The organism is Streptomyces sp. NPDC057694 (genome assembly GCF_042799415.1).
In the GTDB taxonomy this organism is placed as follows: Bacteria; Actinomycetota; Actinomycetes; order Streptomycetales; family Streptomycetaceae; genus Streptomyces.
Map to the genome: position 1 here is coordinate 31,540 of NZ_JBHVIX010000007.1, position 18,837 is coordinate 50,376.

Annotated in this window: 12 protein-coding genes; 5 read left to right on the forward strand and 7 right to left on the reverse strand. The window is 75.3% G+C overall.

Annotated elements, in window-relative coordinates; all coding sequences use genetic code 11:
• The first annotated feature begins 54 nt into the window (after window positions 1-54).
• Complete coding sequence (locus tag ACFVDP_RS17995; protein WP_383490476.1) at window positions 55-855, forward strand: polyprenol monophosphomannose synthase; 801 nt, start codon at window positions 55-57, stop codon at window positions 853-855.
• Window positions 852-2,381, forward strand: a complete 1,530-nt coding sequence (locus ACFVDP_RS18000) for a hypothetical protein (RefSeq protein ID WP_383490478.1) — start codon at window positions 852-854, stop codon at window positions 2,379-2,381. Before ACFVDP_RS17995 ends, ACFVDP_RS18000 begins: the two co-directional genes overlap by 4 nt.
• Here the strand turns inward: ACFVDP_RS18000 and ACFVDP_RS18005 are convergent.
• From ACFVDP_RS18005 to ACFVDP_RS18020, 4 genes are all read right to left on the reverse strand, one after another.
• Window positions 2,371-4,047 (reverse strand): glycosyltransferase family 2 protein, encoded by a 1,677-nt coding sequence (locus ACFVDP_RS18005; RefSeq protein WP_383490480.1) that lies wholly within the window; start codon window positions 4,045-4,047, stop codon window positions 2,371-2,373. The genes ACFVDP_RS18000 and ACFVDP_RS18005 overlap by 11 nt on opposite strands.
• On the reverse strand, window positions 4,047-6,266 hold the full coding sequence (locus ACFVDP_RS18010) for a CDP-glycerol glycerophosphotransferase family protein (RefSeq protein ID WP_383490482.1): 2,220 nt from the start codon (window positions 6,264-6,266) through the stop codon (window positions 4,047-4,049). Before ACFVDP_RS18010 ends, ACFVDP_RS18005 begins: the two co-directional genes overlap by 1 nt.
• A gap of 124 nt (window positions 6,267-6,390) precedes the next feature.
• Window positions 6,391-7,194, reverse strand: a complete 804-nt coding sequence (locus ACFVDP_RS18015; RefSeq protein ID WP_383490945.1) for an ABC transporter ATP-binding protein — start codon at window positions 7,192-7,194, stop codon at window positions 6,391-6,393.
• 106 nt (window positions 7,195-7,300) lie between these two features.
• Window positions 7,301-8,221, reverse strand: coding sequence for an ABC transporter permease (locus ACFVDP_RS18020; RefSeq protein ID WP_383490484.1), 921 nt, complete (start codon window positions 8,219-8,221; stop codon window positions 7,301-7,303).
• A 165-nt stretch (window positions 8,222-8,386) separates the two neighbouring features.
• On the opposite strand from ACFVDP_RS18020, the gene ACFVDP_RS18025 reads away from it, so the two are divergent.
• The 3 genes from ACFVDP_RS18025 to ACFVDP_RS18035 all read left to right on the forward strand — a co-directional run bounded on the left by ACFVDP_RS18025 (window position 8,387) and on the right by ACFVDP_RS18035 (window position 11,438).
• Window positions 8,387-9,022: a TetR/AcrR family transcriptional regulator gene (locus ACFVDP_RS18025; protein ID WP_383490486.1), complete on the forward strand. Its 636-nt coding sequence runs from the start codon at window positions 8,387-8,389 to the stop codon at window positions 9,020-9,022.
• A gap of 100 nt (window positions 9,023-9,122) precedes the next feature.
• On the forward strand, window positions 9,123-10,028 hold the full coding sequence (locus tag ACFVDP_RS18030; protein ID WP_383490488.1) for a sulfotransferase family protein: 906 nt from the start codon (window positions 9,123-9,125) through the stop codon (window positions 10,026-10,028).
• Window positions 10,029-10,064: 36 nt separating this feature from the next.
• Entirely contained in the window at window positions 10,065-11,438 is a 1,374-nt protein-coding gene (locus ACFVDP_RS18035) for a threonine/serine exporter ThrE family protein (protein WP_383490489.1), read from the forward strand.
• A gap of 351 nt (window positions 11,439-11,789) precedes the next feature.
• Here ACFVDP_RS18035 and ACFVDP_RS18040 read toward each other — a convergent pair whose 3' ends face one another.
• From ACFVDP_RS18040 to ACFVDP_RS18050, 3 genes are read right to left on the reverse strand one after another with little or no spacing between them, the layout of a single operon-like run.
• The gene (locus ACFVDP_RS18040; RefSeq protein ID WP_383490491.1) at window positions 11,790-12,767 is read right to left on the reverse strand and encodes an ABC transporter ATP-binding protein; all 978 of its coding nucleotides are present in this window, start codon (window positions 12,765-12,767) and stop codon (window positions 11,790-11,792) included.
• Between the two features lie 30 nt (window positions 12,768-12,797).
• Entirely contained in the window at window positions 12,798-15,599 is a 2,802-nt protein-coding gene (locus ACFVDP_RS18045; RefSeq protein ID WP_383490493.1) for an ABC transporter permease, read from the reverse strand.
• Window positions 15,596-18,748: an FtsX-like permease family protein gene (locus ACFVDP_RS18050; protein WP_383490495.1), complete on the reverse strand. Its 3,153-nt coding sequence runs from the start codon at window positions 18,746-18,748 to the stop codon at window positions 15,596-15,598. Before ACFVDP_RS18050 ends, ACFVDP_RS18045 begins: the two co-directional genes overlap by 4 nt.
• Between the last annotated feature and the right edge of the window lie 89 nt (window positions 18,749-18,837).

Below are 18,837 nucleotides of genomic sequence, written 5' to 3' on the forward strand. Positions count from 1 at the left end.
GACATAGCGTCTAAAGTGGACTCCGATTGTCTGATGACCGTTCAGGGAGAGCCGATGCCGTCGAAGCCAGCCGATTCGCCGAAGTCGCCGCGGACGGCCGAGCGTGCCCTCGCGCTGCCCGAGACGTGGGCGGCGACGCCGCTCACCGTCGTGATGCCCACCTACAACGAGGCCGGGAATCTGCCCGGCATGGCCGAGGGCCTGATGGGGCTCGAACTGGCCGGCCTGCGGCTGCTCGTCGTCGACGACTCCAGCCCCGACGGCACCGGGGACATCGCAGAGGAGTACGTACGCCGCTTCGGCGCCGACCGGATCGGCGTGCTGCACCGCGCGGGCAAGGAAGGGCTCGGCCGCGCGTACGCGGCCGGGATGGGCCGGGCCGTCGCCGAGGGCGCGCGCTACGTCCTTCAGATGGACGCCGACGGCAGCCACCCGGTCGCGAAGGTCCCCCAGATGCTGGGCGTCGCGCTGGCCACCGGCGCCGGGGTGACCATCGGCAGCCGCTACGTGCAGGGCGGCACCCTCTCCGACGCCTGGGGCGCGCACCGCCGCCTGCTCTCCCGGTGGGCCAACGCCTACGCGGGCACCATCCTCGGCACCCGGGTGCGCGACATCACCGGCGGCTTCAACCTGTGGCGCGAGGACACCCTGCGCGCCATCGACCTGGCCTCCGTCGACAGCGCGGGCTACAGCTTCCAGGTCGAGATGAAGTACCGGGCGCTGCGCCGCGGGCACGGCATCGTCGAGGTCCCCATCCACTTCGAGGACCGCACCGTCGGCGAGTCGAAGATGAACCTGATGGTGCAGCTGGAATCGGTGGCGATGCCGTGGAAGCTGCGCGCGAGGGCCCGTTGACGGCTGCGGAAGCCGCGCGCGAGGGTCCGCTGACCGCCACGCCCGCCCGCATCGCGGCCGGTGCCGCCGCCTGCGGTGTTCTCGTGCTGCTGTTCGCCGTCGTGCTCCGGCTGCCCTGGGCGGGCGATCTCGGCATCCACGCCGCCACCGTCGAACGCCTGCGCCACGACCTGCTCGACCCCGGCGACCCACTGGTCGCGGCCGACGCCGACAGCCCGTACTACAGCCCCTGGACCCTGCTGCTCGGCTGTGTCGCGAAGGCGACCGGGCTCGGGGTGTTCGTCGTGCTGCGCGTCGGGGCGCTTCTCTCCCTCGCGGTGCTCGCAGGCGGGGTGTGGGTGTTCACCGGTACGTTCCTGGAGCGGGCGGCCGCGGGGTGGCGGCGGGCGGCCGTGACCGGGCTCGTGCTGCTGTGCCTGGTCCTGCTGTGGGGCACGACGCTGTTCAACTGGAGCGGCTACCTCGGCCTCAACTCCCTCGCCCTGTGCGTCGCCTACCCGAGCACGTTCGCGCTCGGCGCGTCGTTCTGGCTGTGGGCGCTGCTGCGCCGGGCCGTCTCCTGGGCGCACTTCCTGGGCGCCGGGGTGCTGTGGGCGGTGATCCTGCTCAGCCACCAGTTCACCGGCGTCGTCGCCTCGCTCGGCGCCCTCGCCATGGTCCTCGGCGCGCGGCCGTGGCCCGGCCCCGCGAGCTGGGCCCGGCTCGCCGGGGGACTCGCGGCCGGTCTGCTGCTGATCGGGCTCTGGCCCTACTACTCCTTCTTCGCGCTGTTCGGCGCGGGCGACAACCTGGAGGCCATCCACCGCTCCCTCTACCGGGACCTGCCCGCCCGGCTGTGGCTGGTGGCGCTCGTCGGCGGCGCGGCGCTCGTGCTGCGGTGGCGGCGCGACCGCCGCGACCCGCTGGTCCTCTTCTGCCTGTCGGGCCTCGTCGTGTTCGCGGCCGGCGGTCTGACCGGGCACTGGTCGTGGGGTCGGGTGCTGCCGGCCGTCCTGATCCCCGCGCAGGTCGCGGCCGGCCTCGAAGTGTTCCTCGCCCCGCGCAGGGCGGTGCGGATCGCCCTCGGCTGGGCGGTGACGGCGGCGCTGCTCGCGGGGGCGTGGACCCAGTCGGGGACGCTCGGATACGTGCTGCCGCGCTCCGCGCTGCCCTCGTCCGTCGCCGCCAAGTACCGCGAGCCGTGGGGCGGTTACCACTGGATCACGCCCTGGGTGGCGTACGGGGACGTGGTGCTCGCCAAGACGTTCCCGGCCCGCCAGATCCCCGCCTACGGGGCGTACACGGTCGCCCCCGGCTACCCGGACTTCTTCCTCGACGACGAGGGGGCGCGGGAGGCCGCCGTGGAGACGTACTTCGCGGACCGGTCGCCGCGCCGGGACCGGCTCGGCGTGCTGCGCCGCTACGGCGTGAAGTGGGTGGTGGCCTACCGCAGCGACGGCGGGCTGCCGGCCGGGGACCCGGCCCTGGAGCGGGTGGCCGTGGGTCCCCGGGGACAGCAGCTGTACCGGGTGCGCGTCAGCGGGTGAGGGCCGACACCAGACGCGCGGCCCGCCGCACTCGCCGCGCCACCTGATTGCGGCCCACCCGGCGCGCGACCGGCCGTACGATCCGGGCCGTCATCCCGACCGCGGTCCACCGCACCTGGAGCCGTCCCGCGCCGCGGCCCTCCGGCTCGACCGTGACCCGGTGCTGACGGAACTCGGACGTGAAGGACGGGAAGTCCAGCGGGGCGAGCAGCAGGCCCGTGTTGCGCAGGCCGCCCGGCGCCTGGAGCTGGAGGAGCGGGTGGCGGGTGCCGTCGAAGCCCTGGGCCGGCAGCGCGACCTGTGTCAGGTCGAGGTCGACGCGGCCCTCGAAGACACCGGGGCGCACCGGGTCGAGGCGGAAGCGGACCGTCGTGCGGCGGCGCCCGGGGGAGAGCAGCAGGGCGGCGACCTGCGGGCCGACCGGGAGGCGCAGCGCCGGGTCGTGGGTGCGGACGTGCAGGGCGAGCGAGGCGGGTCCCGGGCCTCGCCGCACCGAGACGATCTCGTGCCGGAACTGGGCGCCGGGGAACGGGCGGGAGTCGAGCGCCAGGTCGTCGAGGGCCAGCTCGCGGCGGGCCTCGGGCGTGCCGGGCAGCGTGGCGCCCCAGTAGAGGCTGCCCGAGGCGTCCGTCGCCACCTCGCGCGGGGCGACCCCGTGCCCGAGGCCGCGCGCGGCGAGCCGGGCCTCGTCGAGGCGGCCGTCGCGGACCAGCTGGAGGACGACGCGCTCGGCGCGCGGCAGCCGTTCGTAGGCGCCGGGGGCGAGGCCCGCCAGATACGGGTTCACGATCTCGGCGAACCCCTCCAGCCAGTCGTCGGCCCGGTAGGGCAGGTCGCCCGCGTACATCCGGAAGTCGTGCTTGAGGAACTTGTAGTCCTTGGCCTCGCGCACCGCGTCGCTGAAGCCGCCCTGCTCCAGGAAGTCGTCGATGAGCGTCTGGACGTGGACGCGGTCGCGGACGTTGGCCAGCTTGTGCCGCTGGTTGGAGATGGAGGCGGCGGACTCGGCCGCGTACGGCGCGATGTACCAGCGGTAGACGGTGTCGGGGACGACCGTGAAGGATCTCGCCAGGCCGTACGCCTGCGCCGAGAACAGCTGGTCCTCGTAGTGGATGCCCTCGGGGAAGCGCAACCGGTGGCGGTCGAGGAAGGTTCGCGCGTACATCTTGCTGGTCGAGAGGTGCTCGAAGAGCAGGGCGGGCTCGGCCTCGATGCCGGGGACCGTGCGGCGCTCGGCGACCAGGTGCGGCATCCAGATCGAGCGGTGGCCCGTGTCGACCCTGATGCGCTGCACCGCGCCCATCGCGAAGTCGATCGCGGGGTTCTCGCGGTGCGCGGCGAGCAGCGACTCGACGGCGCGCGGCGGGAGTTCGTCGTCGCTGTCCAGGAACATCAGATAGGGGGCGCGGGCGATCTCCAGGGCGCGGTTGCGCGGGGCGGAGCAGCCGCCGCTGTTCTCCGGCAGCCGCAGATAGGTGATGCGCGCGTCCTGCGCGGCCAGTTCCCTGGCCACCTCGGGGGTGCGGTCCGTCGAGTGGTCGTCGCTGATGACGATCTCGATGTCGCGGTGCGTCTGCGCCCGCAGCGAGGCGACGGCGCGCGGCAGCCGCTCGGCGTCGTTGAAGACGATCACCGTGATGGTCACGTCGGGGGTCTGCGCGGGCATCAGCCGGTCGCCTCCTCGGGGGTGGGAGCGGGGGTGCGGGACTCGACGGGGAGCACCGGCGGCAGGCTCTCCTCGGGCTCGCCCAGGAAGACGCGGCGCACGACGCGCTCGGCTGCCCGCCCGTCGTCGAACTCGCAGAAGCGGCGCCGGAAGTGGGCGCGGCTCTTCGCCGACGCCTCGTCGCGCCAGGTGTTCGTGGCGAGGATCTCCGTCAGCTCCTCCTCGGTGCGCGCCACGTGGCCCGGCGGCTCGGCGAGCAGGTCGAAGTAGGTGCCGCGGGTGCGTGCGTACGTCTCCCAGTCGTCGGCGTAGCTGATGATCGGGCGGTTCAGGTTGGCGTAGTCGAACATGATGGACGAGTAGTCGGTGACCAGCGCGTCGGCGGCCAGCGCCAGCTCCTCCACCGGGTCGTACGCCGATACGTCGATGACCCGGCCGGTGCGCCGCAGGCCCGCCAGCGGGGACGTGCCGCCGCCGTAGAAGTAGTGGCCGCGCACGAGGAGGACCGTCTCCTCGCCGAGCCGCTCGGACAGGGCCGCCAGGTCCAGGCGCGGGGTCCAGCTCGCCTCGTAGTCGCGGTGGGTCGGCGCGTACAGGACGGCCCGGCGGCCCGGGGCGATGCCGAGGCGGTCGCGGATCGCGCGGATGTCGGCGGCCGTCGCCCGGTAGTAGACGTCGTTGCGGGGATAGCCGTGGTCGAGCGAGGTGTAGTGCGACGGGTAGGCGTGCTCCCACATCCGCGTGGAGTGGCTGTTGGCGCTGACGCTGTAGTCCCACTTGTCGACGCGGGCGAGCAGGGCGTCGAAGTCGAGGCCCCGGGAGGCCGTCGGGTAGGCGAGCTGGTCCAGGCCCATCTTCTTCAACGGGGTGCCGTGGTGGGTCTGGAGGTGGATCGCGTCCGGGCGTTTGACCACGGCGTTCGGGAAGTTGACGTTGTTGGTGAGGTAGCGGGCGCGGGCCAGCACCTCCCAGTAGCGGCGGGTGCCGGGCACGATGTGGTCGGTGCCGGGCGGCAGGAGCGGCTCGGTCGCCTTCGACACCACCCACACCGGGCGGATGTGCGGGGCCAGCTCGGCGAGCTTGGCCGCGATCGCCGCCGGGTTGCAGGCGATGCCGCGGTCCCAGTAGGCGGAGAAGACGGCCAGGTCCTGGTCGACGGGCTCGCGCAGGGCCTTCTGGTAGTAGTGGTCGCGGACCTTGGCGCCCAGCTGCTTCTTGCGGGTGCGCAGGGTCGTCCGCAGGCCGCGCCGCCGCTGGTTGGCGGCCTGGAACGCGCGGTACTTCGGGTACGCGTCCTCTTCGAGCAGTCTGCGCCGGATGCCCTCCATGCCGCCGGGGCGCCGGTGGCCGGCGGGCTTCCAGCGCACGGCGGCCGCCGAGGCGCGGTGGAAGAACTCCCGCGCCGTCGCGTCCGGCATCGACTCGCGGGCCACGACCCGCATCGTCTCGGTGGCCATCAGGTCGTACAGGACCGCGCGCGGCCGGGGCGCGGACTCCTGCCGGCTCAGCAGGCGCTGGAGACGGTCGTAGGACTCGATGAGTCCGTACCGCTGCTCGGCGGTCACCGGGGGCAGGCTTTCGGGCCGCAACTGCCTTACCTCCACGACCACTTGGTCCAGGCAGGCGATCCGGCCGGCGAGCGCCAGGGCGGCGCGGGAGGCGAACATCTCGTCCGGGTCGGCCAGTTCGGCCTCGTGCGCGCGCCAGAAGTCGGCGCGCAGGGCGCGCTTGACGAGCAGCGGGGTGACCCGGAGCAGGTCGGGGGCCGCGTCGAGGGTGACGTCGCGGCGGGCCACCCGGGCCAGCCGCCCGGCGTCGGCGCCGGAGGTGCCGGTGCCGCGCCAGGTCGTACGCACGTGGTCGGCGACCACGACGTCGACCGGCTCCGGCACCTCGGCCAGCCGGTCGAGCAGCGCCCGCACCGCGCCCGCGGGCAGCCGGTCCTTGGCGGGCAGGAACCACAGCCAGGTGCCGCGTGCCCGCTCGGCCCCGGCGGCGCGCGCCGCCGCGTCGTCGGTGTCCTCGGGCAGCGGCAGGACGGTGCCGCCGGAGCGCACCGCCACGTCCTGCGCGTCGTCCCCGACGGCCGCCGTCACGAGCTCGGCCTCCGGCGGGAGCTGGGCCGCCACACTGTCCAGGCATACGCCGAGCAGTCCCTGTATGTCACGCCCGTACACGATGATGCTGAGCAACGGCTCGTCGGTCCGGGATATCTGCACAGGGGCTCCTTGGTCGTCTTCAGTTCACCGCCCAGGCGCCCCATACTTGCACTAAACGGACAAAACGGTAAGCGCAGTTGTGCCCCTGATGGGCCTCATGGGGGAAGAGGCGGGCCGGTGGGGGTCAGGTTCCCTTTGCACCGCTCTTGCCCGGCTTGGCGCCCTTGGGAGTCTTGGGCGGGTTGGTGAATGCCTCGTACGCCGCGAGGACCTCCTCGGTCGGTCCGTCCATCCGCAGTTCGCCGCGCTCCAGCCAGAGCACCCGGTCGCAGGTGTCCCGGATCGACTTGTTGCTGTGGCTCACCAGGAAGACGGTGCCCGCGCGCTCGCGCAGCTCCTTGATCCGCTGCTCGGAGCGCTTCTGGAAGGAGCGGTCGCCGGTGGCCAGGGCCTCGTCGACGAGGAGGACGTCGTGCTCCTTGGCGACGGCGATGGAGAAGCGCAGCCGCGCGCCCATGCCGGACGAGTAGGTGCGCATCGGCAGGGTGATGAAGTCGCCCTTCTCGTTGATGCCGGAGAAGTCCACGATCTCGTCGTAGCGGTCGCGGACCTGCTCGCGGCTCATGCCCATGGCGAGGCCGCCGAGCTTGACGTTGCGCTCGCCGGTGAGGTCGCTCATCAGGGCGGCGTTCACGCCGAGCAGGGAGGGCTGGCCGTCGGTGAAGATCCGCCCGTTCTCCGTGGGCAGCAGTCCGGCGACGGCCTTGAGCAGGGTCGACTTGCCCGAGCCGTTGGTGCCGATCAGGCCGATGGCCTCGCCGCGGTAGGCGGTGAACGACACGTTCCGTACGGCGTGCACCTTGCGCACGCCCGCGCGCCGCTCGACCTTCTTGCGGCCGCGCACGATGCGGCTGAGGGCGGCGGTCGCGGTGCCGCGGCCCGCGCCGGTGCCGTTGACCCGGTAGACGATGTCGACGCCGTCGACGATGACGGTGGGGACGCGCTCGTCCTGGGGCTGCGGGGCCGGGGCCGGGGCCGGGGCGGGGGCGGGGGTCGGGGTCGTGTCGTGGAGGGCGATCGCCTCGGTCTGGGTCTCAGTCACGGCCGTACGTCTCCTCTGCCTTCCAGAAGTAGATGAACCCGCCGATGCCGGCGAGCAGGGCCCAGCCCACGGCGAAGGCCCAGATGTGCGGCGGAAGGTTGTCCGCGGTGAAGCTGTCGATCAGGGCGAAGCGCATCAGGTCGATGTAGACCGCGACCGGATTGAGCTGCACGGCCTGCTGGACGACCACCGGAAGGTCGGTCTTCGGCAGCTTGTCGCTGAGGCTGAACATCACGCCGGACAGGTACATCCACACGCGCAGGATGAACGGCATCAGCTGGTTGAGGTCGGGGGTGCGGGCGCCGAGCCGTGCCATGACCAGTGCCAGGCCCGCGTTGAAGACCGACTGGAGCGCCAGGGCGGGCAGCACCAGGATCCAGGATGGGCCCGGCGGGACGCCGAACGCCAGCAGGATCACGATCAGCGCGACCATCGAGAACAGCAGCTGCTGGAGCTGCTGGAGGCAGTACGACAGCGGCAGCGAGGCGCGCGGGAAGTGCAGGGCGCGCACCAGACCCATGCTGCCGGAGATCGCCTTCACCCCGGCCATCACCGAGCTCTGGGTGTACGTCCAGATGAACACCCCGGTCACCAGGAACGGGATGTAGTCCGGGACGCCTCTGGAGGTCTTCAGGATGACGCCGAAGATGAAGTAGTAGACGGCGGCGTTGAGGAGCGGGGTCAGCACCTGCCACAGCTGACCCAGGCTCGACCTGCTGTACTGCGCCGTCAGCTTGGCGGTGGCGAAGGCGGTGATGAAGTGCCGCCGCGCCCACAGCTGCCGCACATAGGCGGACAGCGTGGGGCGGGCGCCACTGACGCTCAGGCCGTACCGGGCCGCGAGGGCCGCGGAGTCCTCGGTGGCGGCGGCCGGGGGTGCCGGCGTGGGAGGCGTGTCCAGTACCTGACTCACGTCCGCTGCTTCCTTCGATGGCTTCGGTGAATGGAGGACGACGGGCGTTCACCTCCCGTTTACGTCGGGACGGGTCCGTATCGTCGTCACGTGATGGCGATGACGATAGGGCTGATCTACGTCGGAACGCAACCGTTTCGTCGTTACGCCTCTATGCTTTGCCATATGACGACCAACGCCGACCCCGCCCATGAGAAGGCCAAGCCGACGCGTCGCAGGACCCCGGCCGGGGCCGCCGTCCTGCGCGAGGACGTCACGGACGCCATCCGCGGCGCCGTCTTCGAGGAGCTGGCCTCCGTCGGCTACGCCCGCATGTCCATCGAGGGCATCGCGCGCCGGGCCGGGGTCGGCAAGACAGCCGTCTACCGCCGCTGGCGCTCCAAGCTGCATCTCGTCCTCGACCTGGTCTCCGCGATAGCGGTGCAGGGGCTGCCCGCCCCGGACACCGGCTCCCTCCAGGAGGACCTGCTCCTGCTGTACCGGGTGACGTCCCGGGCGCTGCGCCACCCCGTGGCCGGCCAGATCATCCCCGACCTCCAGGCGGAGGCGGCCCGCAATCCCGAGATCGCCGACGCGATGCAGAAGGCGCTGCGCGAGGGCCAGCACGGGGTGGCGAGCGGGATCGTGCGGGCAGCCGTCGAGCGGGGCGAGCTGCGCGAGGGGCTCGACGAGGAGCTGGCGCTCGACCTGATCTCCGGCCCGCTGTACTGGCGCTCGGTGGTCGTGCGCACACCGGAGCTGCCGAAGGGGCATCTGAAGCGGCTCGCGACGGCGACCGCGGCGGCGCTCAAGGCGCTGTGAGGCACGGCGGGACACGGTCAGCAGGATCCCGGCCGAAGTTTCATGAAAGGTAAGGGCGGCGCACAGCCCGGGTAAAAGTTCGGCGGGCAGAGTCTTTGCCATGGGAACTGTGCAGACCGGGATACGGCGCAGGGCGCGCCTGCTGAAGGAGGCGCTGAGCGCGCCGGCACCGAGGGCGGGAGGGCCGGCGGCCCCGCCAGCGAGGCGGCCGCCCAAGCGGACCGTCCCCCTGGAGGTGGCGGTGCCGAGGGCGCCGCGCCTGGTGGAGAGCCCGGTCTTCGTCCTGACGCCGGTCCGCGCGGGCTCCACCCTGCTGCGGATGCTGCTCAACAGCCACTCCCGGGTCCGCGCCCCGCACGAGCTGCACCTGCGCAGCGTCGAGGTGGACCTCGCCCCCGACTTCTCGGGGCGGGCGCTGCGCGCGCTCGACCTCGACAAGGCCGAGCTGGAACACGTCCTGTGGGACCGGGTGCTGCACCTGGAACTGGAGCGCTCCGGCAAGGACGTCGTCGTCGACAAGACCCCGGGCAACGTCTGGGCCTGGCAGCGCCTGGAGCACGCCTGGCCGCGGGCCCGCTTCCTCTTCCTGCGGCGCCACCCGCGGGGCATCGTCGACTCGCTCGACAGCCGCAAGGGCAACACGGCGACCACGGCGGAGAACGAGCGCAACGTGCTGAAGTACCTCGACCCCCTCGAAGAGGCCCGCCGCCGCCTCGACCCGGCGCGCACCCACACCGTCCGCTACGAGGACCTGACCGCCGACCCGGCCGCCGTCACCCGGGGCATCACCGACTGGCTCGGCCTCGACTGGGAGCCCGGCATGCTCGACTACGGCTCCCACGCCGACGAGCACGGCCCGCTGCTGGCGAACCTCGGCGACCGCAGCGAGAAGATCCTCTCCGGCCGCGTCCAGGCGACACCCGCGCCGCCGACCCTCGACGGACTGTCGCCGCGGGTGCGGGAGGTCGCGGAGAACTGGGGATACGGGCACGGGTTCGCCGCCTAGCCTGAATGGGGTAAATGTCCGTTACGCTCGATTTCTATGGCTGTGACGACGGACACCCCCTGGCTGACCCGGGCGCTGCCGCGGCTGCGCGGCCTCGAACCCATCAGGAACTACGGCTACGCCGGTGAGTTGCTGCACGACGACGGCCGCACCGACATGGAGGCGTACGGCGCGCGCGTCGCCGACCTCGCGATCCGGCTCGGTGACGCGCTGCTGATGTACGGCGGTTCGGCGGAGGAGGCCGTCGCCGGAATGCTGGTGACCGCCGAGACGTACGGGCTCAGTTACTGCGAACCCGGCGTCACCCTCTCCGAGGTCTCGCTGTCCGGCTACGCGCCCGGAGAACTCACCCCGCTCCACGCCCGCCGGGTGATCCGCCGATACGGAACCGACTACGGCGCCCTGGGCCGCGTCCACCGTCTCGTGGACCGGATCGGCGCCCGCGAACTCACCCTGGACGAGGCGCGGGCCGAGACCGCGCGGATCCTGGACGCGCCGCCGCGCGGCGGGCGGTGGGCGCGGTGGCGGGTGCCGGTGCAGACCGGGCTCGTCGCCGCGGGCGCCTCCGTCGTCTTCGGGGGCGGGCCGCGGTCGCTGCTCTGCGCGTTCGTCGCCGGGCTGCTCGGGGCGCTGCTGTGCGGGTGGCTCGGGCGGCACGGGGTGCCCGCGTTCTACCGGTTCGCCGTGGCCTCCATGCCGGCCGCGCTGATGGCGCTCGCGGTGAGCCGGGTCGCGCCGCCGTCGGTCGTGCCGGCCGTCGTCGTCGCCGGGGTGCTCGGGCTACTGCCCACGGTGACGTTCGTGAGCGCCGTGCAGGACGCGCTCACCGGGCACTATCTGACCGCGCTCGGGCGGCTGTGCGATGCCGTGCTGATCTTCGCGGCCGTGGTCACCGGGGTGGTGATCGTGCTGGGGGTCGGGGATCTGCTCGGGTTCGCGGTGCCGCTGGTGCCGGCCGTCGGCCGGGCCGAACATCTGGGGCTGCCGGTGGTGGGGGTCGTGGTGTTCGCCGTCGCGGTGGCGGCCCGTGCGCGGGCCCCTCGCCGGGACTGGCTGCCGGCTGCCGTGCTCGGGGTCGTCGGGTTCGTGGTGTCCGTCGAGTTCCGGGTGCTCGGGTTGTCGGCGCTGGTCGGTACGGCACTGGTGGCCACCGCCGTGGGGTGCGCCGGGCATTGGGTGGCCCGGCGCCGTCGGGAGTCGGCCCTGCCGTTGGTCGTGCCCGCGATCGCTCCGCTGCTGCCGGGCGGGGTGCTGTACGGGGCGCTGGGCTCGCTGGCCTCCGGGCGGACCATCGAGGGGCTCGGGGGGATGGTCGACGTGGCCGCCGTGACGCTGGCGCTGGCTGTGGGGGTCGGGCTGAGCGGGGAGGTCGGCCAACTGGTCCGCAGGGTGCGGGGGGCCGGGGGGTAGCCGGCGGGGCGGTGGGGGCTGCGGCCGGGGTGTCGGTCGGGTGCGGGTCTCGTGTGGTTGCTCGCGCCGTTCCCCGCGCCCCTGAAGCGAGCTTCGCTCGCCCTTGTTGTCGGGTGCGGGTCTCGTCGTGGTTGCTCGCGCAGTTCCCCGCGCCCCTGGAAGCGGGCTGCGCCCGCTCTTGTTGTCGGGTGCGGGGTGGTGGCCGCTTCTCGCGCCGTTCCCCGCGCCCCTGGAGCCTTGCGCTGCGCGCGGCTCATCCGCGGGGCGGTGGCCGCTTCTCGCGCCCCGCGGCGGAGCCGCTGATGGACACAGCCCCGCGCCCCCGAAGCGGGCTGCGCCCGCCCAGGGGCGTCAGGGTTGGGGCTCGTCCGGCCAGACGGCTATGTGGTCCTGTTCCAGTTGGAGCAGGACGCGGTGTTCCATCGCGAGGGAGTCGACGTACTCCGACGGCAGTTGGAGGCGGCCCGCGCGGTCGAGCATCGCGTACTCGCGGGCCTCGACCGAGGTGCGGCCGCCCTCGTCGACGGTGGTGCGGCGCAGCGTCTCGGTTGAGGTGCGGCCGTCGCGTATGGCGACGGTGCGGCGGACCTCGTCGGCCACCGCCTGGTCGTGCGTCACCACCAGCACGGTGGTGCCCAGCTCGTCGTTGGCCCGGCGGAACGCGGCGAAGACGTCGGCGGCCGTCGCCGAGTCGAGCTCGCCGGTCGGCTCGTCGGCGAGGAGCAGCGACGGGTCGTTGGCGAGCGCGACCGCGATGGCGACCCGCTGCTGTTCGCCGCCGGAGAGCGCGGCGGGGCGGCGGTCGGCGCGGTCGGCGACGCCGAGGAGGGCGAGCAGGTCGTGCGCCCGTCGCGCGGCGGCGGCACGGGCCTTGCGGCCGCCGCGCCCCGCCAGCCGGATGGGCAGCGCGACGTTCTGCGCCGCGTCCAGGTACGGCACGAGGTTGCGGGAGGTGCGCTGCCAGACGAAGCCGACGGTCGCGCGCCGGTAGGCGAGGCGGTCGCGGGAACCCATGGTCAGCAGATCGCGTCCCGCGACCCGGGCCGCGCCGGCGGTGGGCACGTCGAGGCCCGCGAGGATGTTCATGAGCGTCGACTTGCCGCTGCCGGAGGCACCCACCAGAGCTGTCAGTTCCCCCTTGCGGACCAGGAGATCGAGGCCCTGGAGGGCCTGGACCTCGACGCCGTCGGCGGTGAAGACCCGTACGAGACGGTCGCAGACGACGAGCGCGTCCTGGCCGTGGGCGGGGCGCTCCCGCCCGGCCCGGGCCTCCAGCTCGGCCAGGCTGCTGGGGCCGCGGGCGCCGTCCGAGGGCGGTGGCACGGTCATGAGGACTCCCCTCTCACAGGTCTCACAGGTCTACGGGTGTTCGGTCGGGGTGGGGGCGGCGGTGCCCGGGCGTCGGGCGGGCCGGTCGCCCGTCCGGCGGGTGTGCAGGACCGTCACGACCGCGGCGAGCACCAGCACCGCGACGGCGGGCAGCGCCAGCGCGGCCGGGTCGGCCGGCAGGCCGGGGCGGAACCCCTCCGGGACGGCCGCGCCGTCCTGCCCGGTGCGGGCCGGACCGAGAGCGAGCAGCCGCAGGTCGATCGCCGGGCCCGCGAGGGTGATCGCGGCCCATCCGGTGACGGCGCCGCCGAGGGCCGCGGTCGCCGCGAGCGGTGCCGCCTCCAGCAGAGCGAGCCACCGGCCCTGCCGCACCCCGAGCCCCAGCGTGCGCAGGCGGCCGAGGAACGCGGTGCGGGCGGCGGCGTCGTGCAGCAGGGACAGCGCGAGGGCGAGCGCGGCGAACGCGCCGGCGGCGGCGACCGCGGCGGCGTAGACGAGGACGCTGCCCTTCTGCAGCGGCGACGAGGCGTACCGCGCCCGTACGTCGGAGCGGAGCACGGCGCGCACCTGCGCGGAGGATCCGGCGCGGGCCGCGCGTTCGAGGGCCTGCGCGTCGGCCGGGGCGCCGCTGACCAGCAGGCTCGTCACACCGGCCGGTGCTTTCAGGCGGCTCCGGTCCAGGACGAGGAACGCGCCGTCGGGGACGGCCGGGGTGGTCGTCCGGGCGGCGGTGACGCGCACGGTGACGGTTCTGCCGAACGCCTCGATCTCGTGCGGCCCCGTGCCCAGCCGCCGGGCGAGCCCGGCCGAGGCGACGGCGCCCACCGCACCCGAGCGGCTGCCGAGGTCGTCCGGTTCGAAGCCGCCGAGGCCGGTGGAGCGGGTCAGCCGGGCGTACGCGTCGGCGGGGACGGCGACGGCGGTGAACGCGGCGTCCCCCGCCCGCGCGTCGCGGTCCGCGCCGACCGCCGTGACCGCGCGGACGCCGGGCAGCGCGGCGACGGCCCGGGGCGCACCGGCGGCCAGCCGGCCCCCGCCCAGGACGTCGACGCGGGCGTCGGAGCCGGTGACGAGCACCGCGGCCCGGTCCCGGGCGTCGGTCGTGCCGGCCAGGACCGATCCGCCGAACGCGGCCGTGGTCAGGGCGATCACGAGGGCGCAGAGCGGGAAGGCGGTGGCGGCGGGCGCGCGCCCGGCCCTGGCCAGCGCGAGGAACACCACGGAGCCGCGCAGCCGGGCCGCGGACCGGGCGGCACGGCGCAGCAGCGGCGGTGTCAGACGCAGCAGCAGCAGCGCGCCGAGCAGCGCGGTGAGTACCGGCGCGACGGCGATCGCGGCCGTCGAGTCCGCGCCGGTGGTGCGCAGGGCCACGAGCGAGCCGGCCGTGAGCAGCACGGCCGTCGCCTCGACGACCAGCCGGCGGCGGCCCGGGCGGACGTCGGCGATGTCCTCCCGCTCGTCGTGCACGCGCGGCACCCGGTGACCGGCGAGGACGAGCAGGGGCGGCACCGCGCAGACGAGCCCGGCGGCGGCCGCCACGGCGAGCGCGGCCGGGGCGTCGCGCCCTTCGGGCAGCGCCAGCCGGGCGAGCAGCAGCCCGAGGGCCGCCGCGGGCAGCGCGCACACGGCCGTCTCGGCGGCGGTGCGGGCGGCCAGCGAGGCCAGACCGGCGCCCCGGGCGCGCAGCAGCGCCAGTTCGGGGGCGCGGCGGCGGGTGAGCACGGCGGCCGCGGCGATCAGTACGAGGGCGGCGACGGCGGCGGCTCCGGTGAGGCCCGCCGTGACCAGCGGGCGCAGCGTGTCGCGCAGTTGGGTGTGGTCGGTGACGACGGCGCCGAGCCCGGTGGTGACGGCGGCGGTGGGCCCCGCGACCGAGCGCAGCCGCAGGGCGGCGGGGCCGTTCTGCATCGACGCGGTGGCGCGGACGAGTCCGTCGGCGTCGGCGCCGGTCAGCCCGTCGGTGTCGGGGGCGAAGCGCCAGACCAGTTCCGGCTGGGTCTGGGTGCCGAGCAGCACGGGCGCGGCCTCCGCGGGCAGCAGCAGCGCGGCGGACCAGTACAGCGACGGCGGCTTGCCGCTGGTGGCGGCGAGGCCGGGGGTGCGCAGCTGCGGATCGGCCGACCAGTACGGGCTGTCCGGTTCGAGCGCGCGCAGGATGCCGCTGATGGTGAACACCGGGCCCGGGGCGCCGTTCGCGTGGGCGGTGTGCACCGTGCTGCCGACGCGCAGGTGCAGGGCCTGCGCGGTGGCCTCGGTGACGGCGGCCTCTGCGGTGCGGGTGTTCTCCGTGGCGTCGCGGGGCGCGCGCGGCAGCCGGCCGGACGCCGCCCGGGCGTGCTCGGCGAGGCCGCTCAGCGCGTGCACGCTGAACTGCGGCGGCACGGCCTCCGGTCGGGGCAGGCCGGGGTCGGTGCCGACGAGCTGGTCGGTGGTGCGGACCTCGGTGACGGCGCTGCCCGGGTCGGCGGCCAGCGGCGCGGGGAACAGTCCGGCGGCCCGCTTCGTCACCCGGGCGAGCGCGGCCGGGGCGACGGCGGCCGCGCGGTCCCGCGGCGAGAGCGCCAACGACGGCTGCGGTGCGGTCAGTTCGATGGCGGTGCGCGAGGGGCCGGCCGTGTCGAGGGTGGAGCGCAGCGCCCGGGCCGTGACCGTGTCGTCGGCGCGCGGCAGCCCCGCGGCGAGGAAGGCGACCACGCCGACGAGCGCGGCGAGCGCGAGGGCCGCCCGCGGCGCGGCCCGCAACCGGGTCCGCAGCCAGGGCGCGGGGACCCGGTGCCCGCGCGCCGGGCGCGGCGCGGTGGTGCCGCTTTCTGTTGCGCGGTGCACGGTCATGCGGGCTCCGTTCCGGCGCCCGCCGGGGTGCGGGCCGCGTGGCGGGCGAGCAGGGCGGTGACGACGACGGGGACCGCGGCCACGGCGGCGAGCAGGACGAGGACATGGGCGACGGGCAGATCCGTGACCGCCGTCGGCACGGGCCGTGCGCCGGTGGCGGTACGGACGGTGTACGGGACCACGGCGTGGACCAGCAGCACGCCGAGGACGGTGCCGGTGACCAGGCCGGTCACCAGGTGCGCGGCGTTCTCGGCGACGACCAGCAGCAGGGGCAGCCGGCGTGGTGCGCCGAGGGCGCTCAGCACGGCGAACTCCGGGCGGCGGACCCGGGCGGTGCCCGCGCCGGCCGCCGCGAGACCGAGCGCCGCGAGGACGACCGCGGCGGCGGCCGTGGCCCACAGAGCGCCCCGCACACCGCCGTTGAGCGGATCGGCGAGCAGTCGCGCGGCGACCTCGTCGCGGACGGTCACGGTGGCACCGGGGACGGTGGCCCGCAGGCTCGCGGCGGCCTGTTCCGTATGTCCCGCCCCGGGCGCCGCCCACCACTCGGTCGGGGTGAGCGGGTCGCGGTCGTGGGCGGCCAGCCAGGCCTCGGTGGCGGCGAGGTCGACGACGAGCGCGCCCTTGGTGCCGGTGGTCGGGAAGGTGGGCGCGGTGGCGGCGATCCTGACCCGCAGCGACTCGCCGGAGAGCGTGACGTCGACGGTGTCTCCGGCGTGGGCGCCGGTGGCCCGCAGGTACGCGTCGGTGGCGAGGGCGGGCAGGGCGGCGGGGGCGTGCGGCCGTTCGCCGGGGCGCAGCCGCACGGTGAGAGTGGCGTCGCCGAGGTCGTCCGACCCGGTCGGGTAGGAGAGCGTCACCGCGTCCCCGGCGGCCTTCGGACGCAGGGAGCGGGCCGGATCGTCGAGCGTGCCGCGGGTCACGGTGGACTCGGCGCTCCAGGTCTGTCCCGCGGGCAGGTTCAGGGCACGGGGCTGGTCGCCCGCACCTGTGGTGAGCAGCGCGCCGATGCGCAGGACGGCGGTCCCGCCGTGGACCGGCACGGCACTTTCGAGGCCGATCTCGGCGACGGTCAGCGGGCCCGCGGGGGTGAAGCGCGCGGAGTCCGCGCTGGTGTCGAGCGCGACGTGGAGCCGGTGGGTGCGGCCGTCGGCGGGCAGTTCGCCCGCGGCGAGCCGGTAGGCGGTGCCGTGCCGGTCGGTGACGAGCACGCTCACCCGCCCGGCAGGGGCCCGATCTCCCCGCGACCCCGTCCTGGCGTCGATCAGGAGCGCGCGGGCGTCCTTCGGGAGGGTCACGCGGGGGCCGTCGGCGGCGGGCCGGGCGCGGGTGAGCGGGGCGAGCGCGGTGTCGGCGGAGCCGGGCCCCGGCAGGACGACGGAGCGCAGGGCGGCGGTGTCCGCGGCGAGGACGGTGGCCCGGGCGCCGCCGGAGAGGTCGGTGTCGGCGCGGTGCACGGGCGCCACGGCCCGCAGGCCCCGTACGCCGTCGACGCGGCCGCTCTGCCCCGGGCCGCTCGGGCGCGGGTCGTCGAGGCGCAGCGGCGCGCCGGCCGTCTGGTCGGCCTGGTCGTGCTGCGAGGTGCGCCACGAGGCGTTCTGCCCGGCGGCGAGCAGCCCGGTGGCGACGGCGAGGGCGAGCAGCAGGACGGGGGCGGTGGCGACGGCCGGGCGCCGGGCGAACTGCCGTCCGGCGAGGGCGGCCCCGGCACCGCGGCGCCGGGCCGCGAGGTGCTCGGCGGCGCGTGCCGCCCACGGCAGGAGCCGCAGCATGAGCACGGTGCCGGCGAGGAGGGTGAGGGCCGGGGCGAACGCGGCGACGGGGGTGAGCCGGTCGCCGGAGCGCAGCGGGAGCCAGGCCGCGGCGGCGAGGACGGCCAGGGCGACGTCCGCTCCGGCCCGCACGGGCCCGGGCAGGGCGCGGGCCCGCCCGCTCGCGCTCTCGTCCCGGGCCGGGGTGGCGGTGCCGAGGACGACGGCCGCTCCGGCGAGCGCGGTCCCGGCCGCGACGAGGACGACGGGCAGGGTGAGCGGGGCGTGCGCGGCGTCGGCGGCGAACAGACCGGCCAGCGGACGCGCGGCGAGCACGGCGACGGCCGCCGCGGGCAGCGCCAGGCACACCGCCTCGACGGCGGCGACGGCGGCCAGCCGGCGGGTGGAGGCGCCCCGGGCGCGCAGCAGGACCGTCTCCGCGGTGCGCCGCTCGCGCAGCAGCCGGGCGACGAGCAGCAGGACGCCCAGGGCCAGGACGACGAGGTGCACGGCGGCGGTCAGCAGCGAGGTCGCGGCCACCGAACGGGCCGTCGCCGCCTCGTCGAGGAGGGCGGGCAGCCCGGTCGTGACCTGGGCGGCGCCGCCCAGCGCGGGCGCCTTGCGCAGCGCCGCGCGGGCCCGGACCACCTGGGTGCGCAGGTCGTCCGCGTCGGCGACGGTCAGCCGGCGGGTGTCGGCGGTGACGCTCCACGCGGTGCTGTCGGTGCCGACCCGGCCCGAGCCGAAGGCGGTGGCGGGGGCGAGCAGCGGCCCGTACGTGGTGAAGGAGACGGTGGCCGCGCCGCGCCCGCCCAGCGGGTCGAGCCGCCAGTACGGATCGGCGGTGTCCCGTGCCTCGTACACGCCGGTGACGGTGACCCGCAGGGCGCGGGAGTCCAGGCGGCCGGTGAGGGCCAGGGTGTCGCCGACGCGGAGGCCGAGGCGTTCGGCGGCGATCCGGGGGACGGCCACGGGGACGCCGTCGCCGCTGCCCCCTGAAGGCAGCCGGCCGGAGACGAGGCGCACCCGGTCGGTGTCGAGGGTGGCGAGCCGGGCGAGGTCCGGGTGGTCTCGGTCGCCGCCGGGCAGCGCGTACGTGACGGAGCGCTCGCTCTCCCGGACGGTGGCGGGCAGCCCGGCGAACGCGGCGCGGGCCTGCCGGGCGACGGTGGCGCGGGCCGCGCTCCGCTCGCCGTCGGGGACGTCGGCGGTGACCGTCAGCGCGGTGTCGACGCGGTGGTCGGGGGCGGCGAGCGTGCGGCGCAGGGCGACGTCACCGGCGGCGGTCGAGAAGGCGGCCAGGGCGGTGAGCACGGTGGCCGCGAGCGTCACCGCGAGCACGGCGGCCAGGATCGGCAGCCGATGCGCGAGGACGCGCCGTACTCCCCAGGCCAGCACGCGGACCGCCCCCGTCCAGTCGTCGCACCGCCGACCACCGTTCCCCGGACGGCAGTTCGATACGGAGCGCGAGGATCATAACCCCCGCC